General features: G+C 71.2%; 15 protein-coding genes and 3 pseudogenes. 9 read left to right on the top strand and 9 right to left on the bottom strand.

Annotation, left to right across the window (positions count from 1 at the left end; translation table 11 throughout):
- Positions 1 to 9: 9 nt before the first annotated feature.
- The 3 genes from AB5J53_RS25125 to AB5J53_RS25115 all read right to left on the bottom strand — a co-directional run bounded on the left by AB5J53_RS25125 (position 10) and on the right by AB5J53_RS25115 (position 1,337).
- On the bottom strand, positions 10 to 300 hold the full coding sequence (locus AB5J53_RS25125; RefSeq protein ID WP_369247908.1) for an SCO5918 family protein: 291 nt from the start codon (positions 298 to 300) through the stop codon (positions 10 to 12).
- Positions 301 to 515: 215 nt separating this feature from the next.
- The gene (locus AB5J53_RS25120) at positions 516 to 719 is read right to left on the bottom strand and encodes a cold-shock protein (protein WP_010986199.1); all 204 of its coding nucleotides are present in this window, start codon (positions 717 to 719) and stop codon (positions 516 to 518) included.
- A 279-nt stretch (positions 720 to 998) separates the two neighbouring features.
- On the bottom strand, positions 999 to 1,337 hold the full coding sequence (locus AB5J53_RS25115; RefSeq protein ID WP_369247907.1) for a MerR family transcriptional regulator: 339 nt from the start codon (positions 1,335 to 1,337) through the stop codon (positions 999 to 1,001).
- A 152-nt stretch (positions 1,338 to 1,489) separates the two neighbouring features.
- On the opposite strand from AB5J53_RS25115, the gene AB5J53_RS25110 reads away from it, so the two are divergent.
- Positions 1,490 to 2,296, top strand: a complete 807-nt coding sequence (locus AB5J53_RS25110; RefSeq protein ID WP_369247906.1) for a hypothetical protein — start codon at positions 1,490 to 1,492, stop codon at positions 2,294 to 2,296.
- Positions 2,297 to 2,492: 196 nt separating this feature from the next.
- Here the strand turns inward: AB5J53_RS25110 and AB5J53_RS25105 are convergent, their stop codons facing one another.
- Both AB5J53_RS25105 and AB5J53_RS25100 read right to left on the bottom strand, forming a co-directional pair.
- Complete coding sequence (locus AB5J53_RS25105; RefSeq protein ID WP_369247905.1) at positions 2,493 to 3,197, bottom strand: L,D-transpeptidase; 705 nt, start codon at positions 3,195 to 3,197, stop codon at positions 2,493 to 2,495.
- Positions 3,187 to 3,717 carry a SigE family RNA polymerase sigma factor gene (locus AB5J53_RS25100; RefSeq protein ID WP_369247904.1) on the bottom strand — a complete coding sequence of 177 codons (531 nt, stop codon included), beginning with the start codon at positions 3,715 to 3,717 and terminating at the stop codon, positions 3,187 to 3,189. The genes AB5J53_RS25105 and AB5J53_RS25100 overlap by 11 nt, the downstream gene beginning before the upstream one ends.
- Before the next feature lie 111 nt (positions 3,718 to 3,828).
- On the opposite strand from AB5J53_RS25100, the gene AB5J53_RS25095 reads away from it, so the two are divergent.
- From AB5J53_RS25095 to AB5J53_RS25070, 6 genes are all read left to right on the top strand, one after another.
- Complete coding sequence (locus tag AB5J53_RS25095) at positions 3,829 to 4,809, top strand: L,D-transpeptidase (RefSeq protein ID WP_369247903.1); 981 nt, start codon at positions 3,829 to 3,831, stop codon at positions 4,807 to 4,809.
- 130 nt (positions 4,810 to 4,939) lie between these two features.
- Positions 4,940 to 5,536, top strand: a complete 597-nt coding sequence (locus AB5J53_RS25090; RefSeq protein WP_369247902.1) for a hypothetical protein — start codon at positions 4,940 to 4,942, stop codon at positions 5,534 to 5,536.
- 91 nt (positions 5,537 to 5,627) lie between these two features.
- On the top strand, positions 5,628 to 6,242 hold the full coding sequence (locus AB5J53_RS25085) for a SigE family RNA polymerase sigma factor (RefSeq protein WP_369247901.1): 615 nt from the start codon (positions 5,628 to 5,630) through the stop codon (positions 6,240 to 6,242).
- Entirely contained in the window at positions 6,239 to 6,976 is a 738-nt protein-coding gene (locus tag AB5J53_RS25080; protein ID WP_369247900.1) for a hypothetical protein, read from the top strand. Before AB5J53_RS25085 ends, AB5J53_RS25080 begins: the two co-directional genes overlap by 4 nt.
- Positions 6,973 to 8,745, top strand: a complete 1,773-nt coding sequence (locus AB5J53_RS25075; protein WP_369247899.1) for a transglycosylase domain-containing protein — start codon at positions 6,973 to 6,975, stop codon at positions 8,743 to 8,745. Before AB5J53_RS25080 ends, AB5J53_RS25075 begins: the two co-directional genes overlap by 4 nt.
- An 84-nt stretch (positions 8,746 to 8,829) precedes the next feature.
- Positions 8,830 to 9,051, top strand: coding sequence for a hypothetical protein (locus tag AB5J53_RS25070; RefSeq protein WP_081218430.1), 222 nt, complete (start codon positions 8,830 to 8,832; stop codon positions 9,049 to 9,051).
- Here AB5J53_RS25070 and AB5J53_RS25065 read toward each other — a convergent pair.
- A pseudogene (locus tag AB5J53_RS25065) lies at positions 9,027 to 9,551 on the bottom strand (hypothetical protein); the annotation flags it as partial. The gene AB5J53_RS25070 and the pseudogene AB5J53_RS25065 overlap by 25 nt on opposite strands.
- A 318-nt stretch (positions 9,552 to 9,869) precedes the next feature.
- On the opposite strand from AB5J53_RS25065, the gene AB5J53_RS25060 reads away from it, so the two are divergent.
- Complete coding sequence (locus tag AB5J53_RS25060) at positions 9,870 to 11,708, top strand: alkyl/aryl-sulfatase (RefSeq protein WP_369247898.1); 1,839 nt, start codon at positions 9,870 to 9,872, stop codon at positions 11,706 to 11,708.
- On the opposite strand, the pseudogene AB5J53_RS25055 reads toward AB5J53_RS25060, so the two are convergent.
- Positions 11,698 to 11,898, bottom strand: a pseudogene (locus AB5J53_RS25055) (hypothetical protein); the annotation flags it as partial. The gene AB5J53_RS25060 and the pseudogene AB5J53_RS25055 overlap by 11 nt on opposite strands.
- 168 nt (positions 11,899 to 12,066) lie before the next feature.
- Complete coding sequence (locus AB5J53_RS25050; protein WP_369247897.1) at positions 12,067 to 12,879, bottom strand: helix-turn-helix domain-containing protein; 813 nt, start codon at positions 12,877 to 12,879, stop codon at positions 12,067 to 12,069.
- A 125-nt stretch (positions 12,880 to 13,004) separates the two neighbouring features.
- Between AB5J53_RS25050 and AB5J53_RS25045 the strand changes: the two genes are divergently transcribed.
- Positions 13,005 to 13,607 carry a TIGR03086 family metal-binding protein gene (locus tag AB5J53_RS25045; RefSeq protein WP_369247896.1) on the top strand — a complete coding sequence of 201 codons (603 nt, stop codon included), beginning with the start codon at positions 13,005 to 13,007 and terminating at the stop codon, positions 13,605 to 13,607.
- A gap of 131 nt (positions 13,608 to 13,738) precedes the next feature.
- Here AB5J53_RS25045 and AB5J53_RS25040 read toward each other — a convergent pair.
- Positions 13,739 to 13,855, bottom strand: a pseudogene (locus AB5J53_RS25040) (3-beta hydroxysteroid dehydrogenase); the annotation flags it as partial.
- Positions 13,856 to 13,896: the final 41 nt, after the last annotated feature.

The following is a 13,896-nucleotide window of genomic DNA, read 5'->3' as shown; positions in this document are numbered from 1 at the left end:
CGCTACGGACTACGCCGGTTCGGACCAGCTCTTGGCCCAGCCGGCGACGGCCGGGCGGACCGGGGCGGGGGCCGGGCGGCAGACGAAGCCCAGACGGGTGAGGGCGCGCGCCACCTCGAACTCGGTGAAGTCGCGGCGGTCCTGCCTGGTGATGATCTCCCCGACCTGTTTGACCGGGTAGACGAGCGGGCCCATGAGCACGGACGTGCCCGTGACGGGCTCGGGCGGAACGCCGTCCATCGAGTGCTCGACCTCGCTCTTGATGAGGTCGAAGGGGAAACGGGCGATCACGCAACGCATGGTGCCTCCGCGGGGTGAGTTTCGCAGCGCCGAAAGTGGGTAGGGCGGCCGGGAAATTCGCCGGAAATTCATTGAGGGAAGACGCCCGGAGGAAGCCGGGAAGAAGCCCGAGGGAAACAAAAAGCAGGTGGCCGGGGCCCGCACCTCAGGGTGCAGGTCCCGGCCACCTGTACGCGTCGGCCGACTCGAAAGTCAGGCGTCAGCGGGGTCCCGGACTAGGCGGGGACGATGTTCTCCGCCTGGGGGCCCTTCTGGCCCTGGGTGACGTCGAAGGTCACCTTCTGGCCTTCCTGGAGCTCACGGAAGCCCTGGGTGGCGATGTTCGAGTAGTGGGCGAAGACGTCAGCGCCGCCGCCATCCTGCTCGATGAAGCCGAAACCCTTTTCCGCGTTGAACCACTTCACGGTGCCAGTAGCCATGTCATATCTCCTTCGGGGCAAAGCTCGAAGGCCCACACTGTGTGGACCCGCGTCGCCGCGATGATTGCCCCGTCCGGAAAACGCACCGGAAAAACTTTGGGAACCACAACTGCAACTGATATCGACACTAGCACGGTACGACTCCCGGAGGGGGGCGCACTATGTCACCCCGCTGAGGGGAATAAAAAAATCTGACGGCGCCCCGAGCCAATTTCTGCATCGGCCGAAACAGATATTCAGGCCGGCGGAGACGGCGCCGCAGACCGTCAGCACCCGTCATCAGGCGTCCTGCGTCGCCGACCGGCGCAGTTCCGCGTTGAGCCGCAGGGCCTCGTCGAGGCGGTCCTCCAAGGTGACGATGCGGCAGGCCGCCTCCACGGGCGTGCCCTGGTCGACCAGGTCGCGGGCGCGCGCGGCGACGCGCAACTGGCTGCGGGAGTAACGGCGATGGCCGCCCCCGGAACGCAGCGGAGTGATCAGGCCCGCCTCGCCGACGGCGCGCAGGAACGCGGGGGTGGCACCGATCATCTCGGCGGCGCGGCCCATCGTGTACGCGGGGTAGTCGTCGTCTTCGAAGCGATCGGTGGGGCTCGCTGAGGTTCCCTGGGGCAGGTGCATCACCTCCCCTCCGACAGATCCACGTAAGGCGTCCCAAGGGCGTCCGCCGACGGTGCGGGACCGGGCTCACCCGGACGGTCCCGTGCGCTGGTGGGCGGCCCTGCCCGGTGGTGGCGTGGGAGGACACACCGTGTCCTCGGGAGGCCTGCGCCATGAACCGTCCGTCCTGTCTCCTCGCGTCCGCCCTGACCGCGGGCATGCTGCTGTCGACAGCCGCGTGTTCGACCGGCGGCGTCAGTGGTGCTTCCGGTCGTTCGGATGTCCCGGCGTCCCCCATGGCCAAGGACTCCCCCACCGCGTCCACGCCCCCCATGCTCACCGCGGCACAGGCTCAGGCCGCGCTGATCACCAACGCCGACCTCGAGTCCCAGTGGATCGGGACGGAGGGCACGGCGACCTGGCACGACGGGCTGCTCAAGAGCAAGGTCGACGCGGAGGCCTTCGTCACGGACAAGCAGAACGCCGCCGACTGCCAGAAGCTGCTCGACGGTCTGTACGCCGAGGACCTGCTCGGTGACCCGAAGGGGGCACAGGCCCTCACCGGGTTCGACGACAGCGACTACGACGGGCAGATGCACTACCAGGTCGCCGGGTACGGGCAGGCGGAGGTGGACGCGAAGCTGGCGTGGGTGAAGACGCTGCCGGGCAAGTGCGACCGGTTCACCGCCGTCGACAACAAGGGTGGGCAGCAGACCGTCCAGGTCGTCTCGTCGTCGCTGCCCGACGTGGGCGACGCTCGCGAGGGGTTGCGGATCACCATGAGCGGTGAACTGGACGGCGATTCCTCCACCTTGACCCTGGACTTCGCCGCCGTGCGGGTCGGCGACAGCGCGCTCTCCCTCACCAACGGCGGCCTCGACGGTGCCGACAAGGACTCCACCCGACAGGCCGTCCAAGCGGGTGCCGCCCGCCTGAAGGACGCCCTGGCGGGCATGACGCCCCCGCCCGCACAGGGCTGATTTTTCTCGCCCCCTCCGCCCCTGCCCAACCCGTATTTGTCTTTTGGCTGCGGGTGCGTGGGGGCTTGTCGCGCAGTTCCCCGCGCCCCGTCAGGGGCGCGGGGAACTGCGCGATCTTTTAGCGGGGGTCTGGGGGCGGCAGCCCCCAGGGACGGGACGGGCAGGGGCGGAGGGGGCGAAAAACCACTGCGCCCGCCTAGCCGCCCGAGGCTCCCGTACCCGCGCCCGGCGTCGCGGTGGGTGGCGTGGAAACCGGCCTCGATGTCGGCGTGGGTGTGGGGGCCGTCCCCTCGACGTCGATCACCGAGCCCGGGGTCAACCGTTCGTAGAGCCACTTCGCGTCGGTCGGGCGCAGACCGATCCAGCCGGTCGTGCTGTCGTAGTTGCCGGGGGCCTTCTCGTCGTACGTGAGGGCGGCGATGTAGTTGGCCGTCCCGTCGGAGGCGCCGAGTTCGATCACCCAGGGGACCTTGAGGCTGTAGTCGTCCTTGAGGCCGGCCACGCCGCCGGGCATCAGCTTGACGGACTCCTTCGCGGTGACCGTCATCCGGCCCGTCCCTGTGGGCGTCCACTCGGAGCCGGAGGAGAGCGGCAGTTCGCGACCCGCCACCGAGATCACCCGCCGGGACAGGTCGACCGTGGCGTCCGGCACCGCCGGGAGGCTGGGCGTGCCAGTGGGACTCGCGGCCGGGGCCGGGCGCTGATCCGTGCCGCCGCCGAGGTTCAGGACGAGCGCGAGGGCCAGCCCCGCCGCGGCACCGACGCCGGCCACGGCCACCGTCGTACGGCGGCGGCGTCGGCGGCGTACCGCCCGGCCGCGGATCTCCGCACCCGACAGTGCCGGGAGCGTCTCGCCTTCGGCCGCCAACTCCCGCAGTTCCGAGGTGAGTTCATCGGACACGGTCGTCCTCCCTCTCCCCCTTGCCGGCCGGGTCCGCCGATTCCGCCGAGTCCGCGGACAGCACCCGCGCCAGCGCCGCCCGGCCACGGGACAGGCGGGCCTTGACCGTACCCACGGGGGCACCGGTTTCGGAGGCTACCTGCTCGACACTCAGGTCGCACAGATGGTGCAGGACCAGCGCCATCCGCTGCGGCTCGGGCAGCGTGCGCAGCGCGGCGACCAGGGCGGTGCGCTCGGGGTCGGGGCCCGGGGTGTGCTCGGGCGGCGGAGTGCGCCGTACGAGCTCCAGCCAGCGGCGCGCGCGGCGCCAGCGGCTCACCGCGAGCCGCATCGCCACGGTCCGTATCCACGCTTCGGGCGCCCCGTCTGCGAGGAACTCCCGCCGCCGGTCCCAGGCGCGTACGAACGCCTCCTGGACGACGTCCTGAGCCTCGCCGTGGTCCCCGGTGAAGGCGTAGAGCTGGCCGGTCAGCCGGGGGAACGCGGCGGCGTAGAACGCGTCGAACTCTTCCTCGGTCATGCCCCCCGCCGGAGTTTCCGGAATTTCCGCGGCCCGATGCAACCCGGCCGTCCCTGCCGTGCGTACAGGTCCCGTACGTCGCACATCGAAACACACCACAGGGGGAGCGCGATGACCACGGGCGGCACGGGGAGTACGGGGAGTTGGGGGGCCAGGGGAGGCAGGCGGCGCCGGCTCGGGCGGGCCTGGGGCGCGGCGGCGGTGTGCGCGTTGGCACTGGCGGGCTGCTCCGCGCGGGCCGTGGCCGACGCGAGCGGGGGCAGGGGCGCCGGGGTGGACGCGGGCGCGAAGCCGGCCGTCACCACCACCGTCGATCCGACGCCGAAGCCCACGTCCACGCCGCTCAAGTCCCTGAAGGGCGCCCGCGTCAACATCGCCGACGGGCAGACCGTGGGCGTCGGCATGCCCATATCCGTGACCTTCGACCACGTGATCCCTGCCGCCGAACGGGCGGACATCGAGCGGCAGTTGAAGGTCACCGCGGACGTCGAGGGTTCCTGGAGCTGGGTCAAGGACCGCAATCTGCTGGACGGGCAGCGCGTCGACTTCCGGCCGCGCGCGTACTGGAAGCCCGGCACGGAGGTCACCGTCCGGGCCGGTGCCGGGATCACTCGCCATTTCACGGTGGGCCGCTCCCTCGTCGCCGAAGTCGATGTGCGTACACACTCCATGACGGTTGAGAAGGCCGGTTCGACGCGCCGTGTGCCGATCACCGCGGGCGCCCCGGGCATGGACACCTGGAACGGCACGATGGTCGTCTCCGACAAGGCGACCAAGGTCTTCATGGACGCGCGGACGGTCGGCTACGGCGACGCGTACGCGGGCTATTACTACTACGCCGTGCACCTCACCACCTCGGGCACCTACCTCCACCAGAACCCGAAGGCCAACACCTACGCCGGCCACCAGAACGTCACCCACGGGTGCATCGGGCTCGCCACCGACGGCACGGCCAAGAGCTTCTACGACGAGGTCATCCCCGGCGACGTCGTCACGGTCGTCGGCTCCAAGGACACGGTGGCCGTGGGCAATGGCTACGGCGACTGGAACCTGAGCTGGGAGCAGTGGCGGGCGGGAAGCGCCCTCTCGTGAGGCCCGCGCGAGAAATGTCGGCCCCGGTGTCATCCGGGGCGCGGGTGACCGGAGTTTGGAGGAGTGGAGAGGCGCCCTCCAGTCCGATTCGTACATCGCACATCGCTACATCGCGAGGAGTTGTCCGTTCATGACACGGATACAGAAGTACGTGGCCGCCACCGCGGTCGCCGTCGCACTGGTCGGGGCGCCTGCGGTGTCGTACGCCGCCTCACAGGGGAAGGCGGCGTCCGGCACGCAGCCGCGGGTCACCGAGGCGAGGGCCGCGATCACCGAGGCCGCCGCCAAGAAGGCCCCCACGGCTCAGATCGTCGCCCCCGGCGAACACGTGAAGGTCCCCGGAGGCGCGGAGATCTGGCTCACGAAGGAGGGCAAGTACTGGACGACGCCCGACAATCCCGAGCCGCAGTTCCGCAGTGTCGTCGACGGGAACATCGATCTGACGCAGCCGGGTGTGTCGATGCAGACGGAGGGCGTGGACGGCCACTACTTCCTCTCCGGCCTCTACTACGGCGGCAAGGGCACCGCGTCCCGCGTCACCGTCGGGACCAGGTCCGGGGCCGTGCACGGCAAGCTGCTGGAGCTGGCGGGCAAGCCCGGCTGGGGCGTCTGGTACGCCACCGCCGAGGTGCCGGCGACCGATGACAAGGGCGGCCTCGACCACTTCGAGAACGTCACCGTCCTCACCACCAAGGGCAAGGTCTACGCCCAGCTGAAGCTGAACTGAGCGTGCGGGCGGGGGAGTCGGGTTGTTCAGGTCTCGGCTCCCCCGCACCGCCCCACCCCCCCCACGTACCCGACCCGAGGGACCGCCGGCCGTGCCGCACAACCCCACCGACGCCTCCCAAGTCCTCGCCGACGCTTCCCAAGCCGCCGCGGACACTCGCGAAGTTCCCGCCGACAGCTCCCACGTTGCCGCCGAGAGCGATGACTTCGCGGCGTACGCCACCGCGGCCTGGCCCCGCCTCGTCCGCACCGCGCACATGCTCACCGGCGACTTCCACGAGGCCGAGGATCTCGTCCAGACCACGCTGGCCAAGGTCTACGCACGCTGGCGGCGCATCCCACGCGACGACGTCGACTTCTACGTACGCCGCTCGCTGGTCAACAACAACCTCAGCCGGGTGCGCAAGAGACGGGTCGCGCATCTGCTGATGCCGTTCCTGCCGGAGCGGGTGCACCAGCACGAGCCCGGACACGCGGAGGCCGTCGAGCAGCGGGCGGCCCTGGGCCAGGCGCTGGCCTCGCTGTCGGCCCGGCAGCGTGCCGTGATGGTGCTGCGCTACTGGGAGGACCTGGGCGAGGCCGAGACAGCCCAGCTGCTCGGCTGCTCGGTCGGCACGGTCAAGACCCATGCCCGGCGCGGCCTGGAGGCCCTGCGCGCCCACCCCCTGTTCGACGGCCGACACCCCGTTTCCGGAGCCCGCCCATGAACCACCCGTTCCGTTCCCCGCGCCCCCCGGCCGAGGCCGAGCGGCTGCGCGAGGTGTTCGCCGAGGCCGCGTACGACGTCACGCCCTCCGCGGTGCCGCTGGCCGCCATCGAGCGCGAGGGCCGCCGGCGCAGGCGGCGCCGCAGGTCCGCCGTGCTGGGGGCGGCCTGCGGGGTGCTGCTGGTGCCGCTGGCCGTGGTGGTGCTCCGCGACGGTGCGGCTCCTGGGCCCGCCGAGCGGGTGCGGCCGCCGGCCGCGAGCGCCGGCACCACGAGCCCCTCGCCCTCGGTGCCCGCGGGCAAGGTGCGGGTCGTGACGCCCGGCGAGCGGGTGCAGGTCGCGCCCGGCACCAAGATCTGGCTGACCGAGGACGGCAAGCACTGGCTGGAGCCGGGGGCGCCCGACGCCCAGTTCCGCAGCGTCAGCGACGGCAACCTCGACATGAGCAAACCCGGCGTCAGCCTCCAGGAGTCGGGGGCGGACGGCAGCTACTTCCTCTCCGGCATCTTCCACGGCACGGGCGAACCGGCGCGTGTCGAGGTCACCACCGTCGCGGGCGACCGCAACGGCACCGCGCTCACGCTCGCGGGCAAGCCCGGCTGGGGCGTCTGGTACCTGACGACGAAGGTCCCGGACGCCGCGACGTCCGCGAACAGCATGGCCGGCGTCACCAAGAGAGTCACCGTGTACGACTCGGCGGGCGGGGTGATCGCGACCCAGGAGTTCGCGCCGTGAGGCCCGGGAGGGCCTGCAGGGCCGGGAAGACCTGGAGGGCCGGGAAGACCTGGAGGGCCTGGAGGAGCGCCGACACGCAAGGCGCCATCCGCGCGCCCCTACGGCGCCGCGCCCGAGCCCGTCTCGGCCGCTACCTCCGCGCCCGCCGTGTCCGGGCCCGCCGCACCCGCGGCCGCCGCCTCCGCCGTGCGCTGATCGCCCTGCTCGTCGTGCTGCTCTCCCTCGTCGGCGCGGCCGTGGTGGCGTACAAGCTGACGGTGATCCCCGAGCCGCACCCGGAGACGGCGATGCAGAGCACGGTCTTCGTGGACACCCACGGGGACTACCTGGGGCGGCGCGGCCCGGTCGACCGACAGGAGATCCCGCTCTCGCTGGTGCCGCGGCATGTGCAGGAGGCGGTGATCGCCGCGGAGAACCGCTCCTTCCGTACGGACACGGGGATCTCGCCGAGCGCGATCGCCCGGGCGGCGTGGTCGACGGTGAGCGGCGGCGGCAGGCAGGGCGGTTCCACGATCACCCAGCAGTACGTGAAGAACGCGCTGCTCAGCCCGCAGCAGTCGTTGTCCCGCAAGGCGCGGGAGGCCCTGATCGCGATCAAGCTCGACCGCACAAGGTCGAAGGACGAGATCCTGCGGGGTTACCTGAACACGGTGTACTTCGGCCGCGGCGCGGCGGGCATCCAGGCGGCAGCGCGCAACTACTTCGGCGTGGACGCGAGGGACCTCACGGTGAGCCAGGGAGCCGCCCTGGCCGCCATCGTCAACATCCCCTCGTACTACGAGAAGGCGGGCTCGGACGCGAAGGTGACCGCGAAGCTGACGGACCGGTGGGAGTGGGTGCTGGACGCGATGGCCGACAGCGGGGCCATCACGCGCGCGGAGCGCGCCGCGGCCCGCTTCCCGGCGTTCCGCTTCTACCCGCCCGGAGACACGGACGGCCAGCGCCAGTACCTGATCGACGCGGCCGCGGCGGAAGCCGCCGACCGGCTGGGCATCACCCAGGACGAACTGGCCCGCGGCGGCTACACGGTCCGCACCACCTTCGACCTCACCACCCAGGACGCGACGGCGGAGTTGCTGACGGACCAGCCGTCCAAACCATCGGAAACGTCCGGGAAGGACACGCGACTCCACACAGCGGTGGTCGCGTTGGTGCCGGGCGACGGCGCGGTCCGCGTCCTGTACGGCGGCGCGGACTACGCCCGGCAGCCCTTCAACGACGCGCTGCACGGAGCGGTGGAGGCGGGCACGGCGCTCGAGCCGTTCACGGCGGCGAAACTGGGCGCCCCTCTCACGGCCCTGCCTGGCCGCACGGCCCCCACGCCCCTGGACATGGCCGCCGCGTATGCCACGGCGGCCGCCGGGGGCACCTACGCCCAGCCCTACACCGTCCAGAAGATCACCCGTGCAGGCCGCACCGTCTTCACGGCCCACCCCCGCACCCGGACGGCGATGGACCGCTTCGGCGCGGAAACGATCACCAAACTCCTGCACGCCACCGATCCCGCCCCCCTGACCACGTACACGGCGGGCGCCGGAACCCGGACCCTGTGGCAGAGCACGTACGACCCGCGACTCGCCGTGACCGTCGCCCTCTTCGCCCAGCACCCCGCACACGGCACACACCCGCCCCGCACGGCCCAGCTCCCCGCCGCCGCCTCACATCTCGCCGCCCGCATCACCGCGGACGTACGCGACCGGCTGGCGCCGTCGACCTGGGGACCGGTCCCCGCACCCGCTCAGACGTCCAAGATCCAGGGGACCGGATGAGGGCCGGGAAGACGGGGTCGGAGCGGGATCGAGACCATAAGGCCCTACCCCCCGCAAAAAAATAGGGCCCATACTGGCTACACGATGACGAAACCCTCCGCGCCCCGGCGCCACCTGCCCACCAGCCCCTTCGCCGCCCCGGTCGTCCCCGTGGCCAAGGAGTTCAGCCTCGGAGACCGCGTCTCCCACGACCAGTACGGCCTGGGCACGATCGTCGGTGTCGAAGAGGGCATCGCGATGCTCGTCGACTTCGGCGCCCGCCAGGTCCGCGTCCTCAGCCCTTACACCCGGATGGACCGACTCTGACGCGCACCTCGTGACGTAACCGCACACCCGGCCACCTCACCCCGCGACAGCGGCCTCCGCAGGTTGCCGGGGCGTGGGGTGCGGCGGTCCAGGTGGGCGACCACGTGGGTGTGGAAGCGGTCCACGGAGTCGTCGACACTGCGGATGAAGCCGGATTCGGCGTTGCCGCGGGTGTTTCCCATGCCTCGGAAGAGGGACAGGCGGAAGCCCGTGATCCGGTCGCCGTTCCTGGGGAGGATGCCAGCCGGCTCGGGGCGCAGGCGCTCCGGGGTGCCGCGCGGACCGCCCGGCCGACCCGCGACGAGGGTTTCGACGTGCAGGTCGGCCGGAGCCTCGTCGAGCTGTCGGATCAGCCGCTTGGCCCAGGTGAGCGGGTAGCCCTGTTCGGGTGCGGCGACCTCGATGGACGTACGCAGCTTGCCGCTGCGCAGGTCGGCGCAGAGCGCGAGGACGCCGGGCGTTCCCTCGATGCGCAGCTCGGCGTCCAGCTTTCCGTCCAGCCACGGCTGGTCACCGAGCCGACGTCCTCGCTCAGTGACGCCAGACCGACGTTGGCGCCCTTGACCATCTCGTGCATGAGGCCCCCGGATGCACAGCCGCGCGGAACCCCCGGCGGGCCTGTTTCGTAGCGATGTGTGACGCGCCCCACACCCAGCGCGTCAAAGGAACCTCAACGTCCGCCGTGGCATATGCGTGCCGGTTCGGTCGTGGCCGTCGCCCGGACCACGAACACGCGCGTTGCCCAGGCCGGGAACGGCCCGGTCCCCGAACGGCCCACACCGCTAGCCGCCCCCAGGCCCGCGACACAGGCTGGTCGCATGACTGCCCCGGCGCGTGATGACCTTCCCTTCGACGACCTCGCGGACTTCGAGAACGCCGATCGGGGGTTCATCGCGGCGTTGGTGCCGGGTGTGATCAGGGACGAGGAGGGGCGGGTCGTCTACGACGGCGACGCGTACGCGTTCTTGGGGGAGGACTGTCCGGACAGCGCGCATCCCAGTCTGTGGCGGCAGGCGCGGTTGTGTGCGCGGCAGGGGTTGTACGAGGTCACCGAGGGTGTGTTTCAGGTTCGGGGGCTCGATCTTTCGAACATGACCGTCGTCGAGGGCAAGCGGGGCGTGATCGTCGTCGACCCCTTGATTTCCGCCGAGTGTGCCTCGGCCGCCCTCGGGCTGTACCGGGAGCATCGGGGGCAGCGGCCCGTGACCGGGCTGATCTACACGCACTCGCACGTCGATCATTTCGGCGGTGCGCGCGGGGTGCTGCCGCACGGGAGTGAGGACGGGGTTCCGGTGCTCGCACCCGAAGGGTTCCTGGAGCACGCGGTCAGCGAGAACGTCTACGCCGGGAACGCGATGCTGCGGCGCGCCGACTTCATGCACGGGGGGCGGCTGCCGAAGGGGCCGCGCGGTCAGATCGGTACCGGGCTCGGCACCGTCATCTCCACCGGCACCATCGGGCTCGTCGCGCCGACCGTGGACATCACCCGTACCGGGCAGGAGGAGATCGTCGACGGGGTGCACTTCGTCTTCCAGCTGACGCCCGGCACCGAGGCGCCCGCCGAGATGAACTTCCTGCTGCGCGAGCAGCGCGCCCTGTGCGTGGCCGAGAACGCCAGCCACACCCTGCACAACCTGCTCACCCTGCGCGGCGCCCTCGTCCGCGACGCCCGGGTCTGGGCCCGGTACCTCGACGAGACGATGGACATCTTCGGCGACGCCTACGACGTCGCTTTCGGGTCGCATCACTGGCCGACCTGGGGCCGGGAGAACGTCGTCCGTTTCCTGGGCGAGCAGCGGGACCTGTACGCCTACCTGCACGACCAGACCCTCCGCCTCCTCAACAACGGCCTCACCGGCCCCGAGATCGCCGAGGAGCTGCGCCTGCCGCCCGCCCTGGAGAACTCCTGGCACGCGCGGGGGTACTACGGGTCGGTGAGTCATAACGTCAAGGCCGTCTACCAGCGCTACATGGGCTGGTACGACGGCAATCCCGCCCACCTCTGGGAGCATCCGCCCGTCGAACTCGCCCGGCGGTACGTGGAGTTGGGGGGAGGGGCGGAGCAGATGCTCGACAAGGCCCGGGCGTACGTCGACGGCGGCGATCTTCGTTTCGCCGCCACCCTTCTCAATCACCTGGTCTTCGCCGAGCCGGACAGCACGGCGGCCAAGGAAGCCCTCGCCGCCGTCTACGACCGGCTCGGGCACGGCTCCGAGAACGGGACCTGGCGCAATTTCTACCTCACCGCCGCCCTGGAACTGCGCGAGGGCACGGCCGCCGTCGAGATCGACACCACGGGCTCGGAGATGACGTCCGCACTGACCGTGAGCATGCTCCTCGACTCGCTCGCCGTCCGCATCGACGGCCCACGCGCCTGGAACGAGCACCTGACCCTCGACTTCATCGTCATCGACGAGCAGCGCCGCCACCGGGTCAATCTCCACCACGGGGCACTCACCCATCGCAGCATGCCCGTCCACCACACACCCAAGCCGCACGCGGGTCTGACGCTGATCCTCACCCGGCCCGAGCTGCTCGGGCTGCTCTCGGGGCAGGGCCTCACCGGCATCGAGACGGACGGCGACACGGAGCTCCTGACCCGCCTGCTCTCGTACGTCGCCGAGCCGGACAAGGCCTTCCCCATCGTCACGCCGTAACCCGTACTAACGCCAGTACCGGCGGCCACGCCTCCTGCGAGCCCAGCTTTCCCTTGGGGCGCCAGGTGCCGCTGACGGTGACCCAGGTGTCGTGCACGGGGGCGTCCGCGCCCTTGACCTCGATCTTGTACGTGCTCGCGTCGGCCGCGCAGCACGTGATGAGGAGCCGGGCCAGGTACCAGCTCCCGTCTTTGTCGTTTGGCTGCGGGTGGGTGGGGGTTGTTCGCGCAGTTCCCCGCGCCCCTAAAAAGGGGCGCGGGGAACTGCGCAATCTTTTGGCGGGGGTCTGGGGGCGCAGCCCCCAGGAACGGGACGGGTAGGGGCGGAGGGGGCGAAAGACGCCTGGACCCGAGCCGAATCAAGCCCCCGGGGTCGAACTCTTGCTGTACCGGCCCGGCGGCATGCCCACCGTCGCTGTGAAATCGCGGACCAGGTGGGACTGGTCGCTGTAGCCGAGTTCGACGGCGAGGGCGGCCCAGTCGATGGACTCCTGCCGGGTGGCGAGGTCCGCGGCCTCATGGATACGGGACCGGTTGATGACCCACTTGGGGCTGAGCCCGACATGGTCGGCGAAGAGCCGCTGCAAGGTGCGCGTGTTCACGCCGAGCCGCTCGGCGAGATCCCCGACCCGGGTGAGGGACTTGTCCGCGACGATGAGCTCGACCACGGCGTTCAGGGCGGCGGTCCTGGACAGCGGCCGGGCGCCGAAGGAGCGGAGGAAGTCCTCCACGACGGCCGTGCATCCGTTCACGTCGTCCGCCCCGCCCAGCACCCGGGCGACACCGTCCGCCCCGGCGCCGAACACGGCCGAGGCCGCCTGCCGCCGTCCGGCGATGTCCGCCATCGCGCCCCGCAGAAACGGCCGGAAGCCGGCCGGCCGGAACTTGACGCCCAGGACCTGGCCGCGGCCCTCCAGCCGACGTACGAATTCATGCGGCGAAATCGCCTCGACGGTCGCGGCGCCCGCCTCGAACACGAGGTGCGTGGCGGGGTGCGGAATCACGCGCTGCTCGTAGGTCTCCCCGTCGCGCACGTCCCAGCGGACCACCCAGTAGCGGTCGACGGCCCAGGCCAGGTCGGCCGCGGGCTCGTGCCGGGTCAGTGTGAAGCGCTCGAACCCGGCTCGGGGGTCGACGATGCCGCGGGTGTCCTGTTCGGCCGGCCGAGTCACGCAACCAAGATAGCGAGGGCACCGAGGCGGCGAGAGCGAAGTGTCGGGTTTCTTCAAGACTGCGGCCCGCCCCCGTTCCTACACTTCAGCCAGGGAGAGAGTCGATCCCCCAAGGAGGTCTCCCCATGGAGAGAGCCGATCCCCGCGTGGCGAGAGTCGGTCTCCTCGCGGGCGTCCTGGCCAAGACCGGCGATCTCGTCGAGGGCGTCGGCGCGGACCAGTTGAGCCTCCCGACCCCCTGCCACGACTACGACGTCAAGACCCTGGTCGACCACCTCGTCGGCTGGCTCCAGCTCTTCGAGTCCGGCTGCCACGACCGGTCGTACGACGGTGATCCCGGCCGGTACAAGTGCGGCGCCGACCCCGCCGCCGAGTTCCGCGCCGCGGCGGCCGGTCTCGTCGCCGGCTGGGAGCGGTACGGCTTCGACCGCGAGGTCGCCGTCACCGGCAGCCGCAAGCTGCCCGCCGAGACGGTGTTCAACATGACTCTCATGGAGTACGTGACCCACGGCTGGGACCTGGCGGTCGCCACGGGCCGACCGGTCCCGTTCACCGAGGAGGAGGTGACCGAGACCCTGGCCCGGGCGGAGGCGACCCTTCCCCCGCAGTACCGGGGCGAGAACATGCCGTTCGGCGAGATCGTCACCGTCGACGAGAAGGCCCCCGCAGTGGACCGCCTGGTGGCCTTCCTCGGCCGCGAGCCGAAGTTCAGCCCGTCGAGCCGCTGAAGCAGTGGCCCTCGTCGAGGTCCGCGATGAGCCCGGGCTGCACGGGGCGCCGGCCCAGCCACGTCGTCCTGGCGACCCGCGCCGGCGACCACAACCGCCTGCTCGCCACTTCCTCGGCCGCGAGCCGAAGTTCAGCCCGTCGAGCCGCTGAAGTAGTGGCCCTCGTCGAGGTCCGCGATGAGCCCGGGCTGCACGGGGCGCCGGCCCAGCCACTTCCGGGTCAGGGTGCTCGACGCCGGGGCGTCGAGCCCCGCGAAGGCGCCGCCGCCCACCTCACGGCTCCCGGCAC

The sequence above is a fragment of the Streptomyces sp. R41 genome, from assembly GCF_041053055.1.
GTDB lineage: Bacteria > Actinomycetota > Actinomycetes > Streptomycetales > Streptomycetaceae > Streptomyces.
This window is presented reverse-complemented; position numbering and strand designations above follow the sequence as displayed.

Excerpts from the sequence above, each read along its gene's own strand:
- AB5J53_RS25125 (WP_369247908.1), bottom strand. The coding sequence starts at position 300 with ATGCGTTGCGTGATCGCCCGTTTCCCCTTCGACCTCATCAAGAGCGAG.
- AB5J53_RS25120 (WP_010986199.1), bottom strand. The coding sequence starts at position 719 with ATGGCTACTGGCACCGTGAAGTGGTTCAACGCGGAAAAGGGTTTCGGC.
- AB5J53_RS25115 (WP_369247907.1), bottom strand. The coding sequence starts at position 1,337 with ATGCACCTGCCCCAGGGAACCTCAGCGAGCCCCACCGATCGCTTCGAA.
- AB5J53_RS25110 (WP_369247906.1), top strand. The coding sequence starts at position 1,490 with ATGAACCGTCCGTCCTGTCTCCTCGCGTCCGCCCTGACCGCGGGCATG.
- AB5J53_RS25100 (WP_369247904.1), bottom strand. The coding sequence starts at position 3,717 with ATGACCGAGGAAGAGTTCGACGCGTTCTACGCCGCCGCGTTCCCCCGG.
- AB5J53_RS25095 (WP_369247903.1), top strand. The coding sequence starts at position 3,829 with ATGACCACGGGCGGCACGGGGAGTACGGGGAGTTGGGGGGCCAGGGGA.
- AB5J53_RS25090 (WP_369247902.1), top strand. The coding sequence starts at position 4,940 with ATGACACGGATACAGAAGTACGTGGCCGCCACCGCGGTCGCCGTCGCA.
- AB5J53_RS25080 (WP_369247900.1), top strand. The coding sequence starts at position 6,239 with ATGAACCACCCGTTCCGTTCCCCGCGCCCCCCGGCCGAGGCCGAGCGG.
- AB5J53_RS25070 (WP_081218430.1), top strand. The coding sequence starts at position 8,830 with ATGACGAAACCCTCCGCGCCCCGGCGCCACCTGCCCACCAGCCCCTTC.
- AB5J53_RS25060 (WP_369247898.1), top strand. The coding sequence starts at position 9,870 with ATGACTGCCCCGGCGCGTGATGACCTTCCCTTCGACGACCTCGCGGAC.
- AB5J53_RS25045 (WP_369247896.1), top strand. The coding sequence starts at position 13,005 with ATGGAGAGAGCCGATCCCCGCGTGGCGAGAGTCGGTCTCCTCGCGGGC.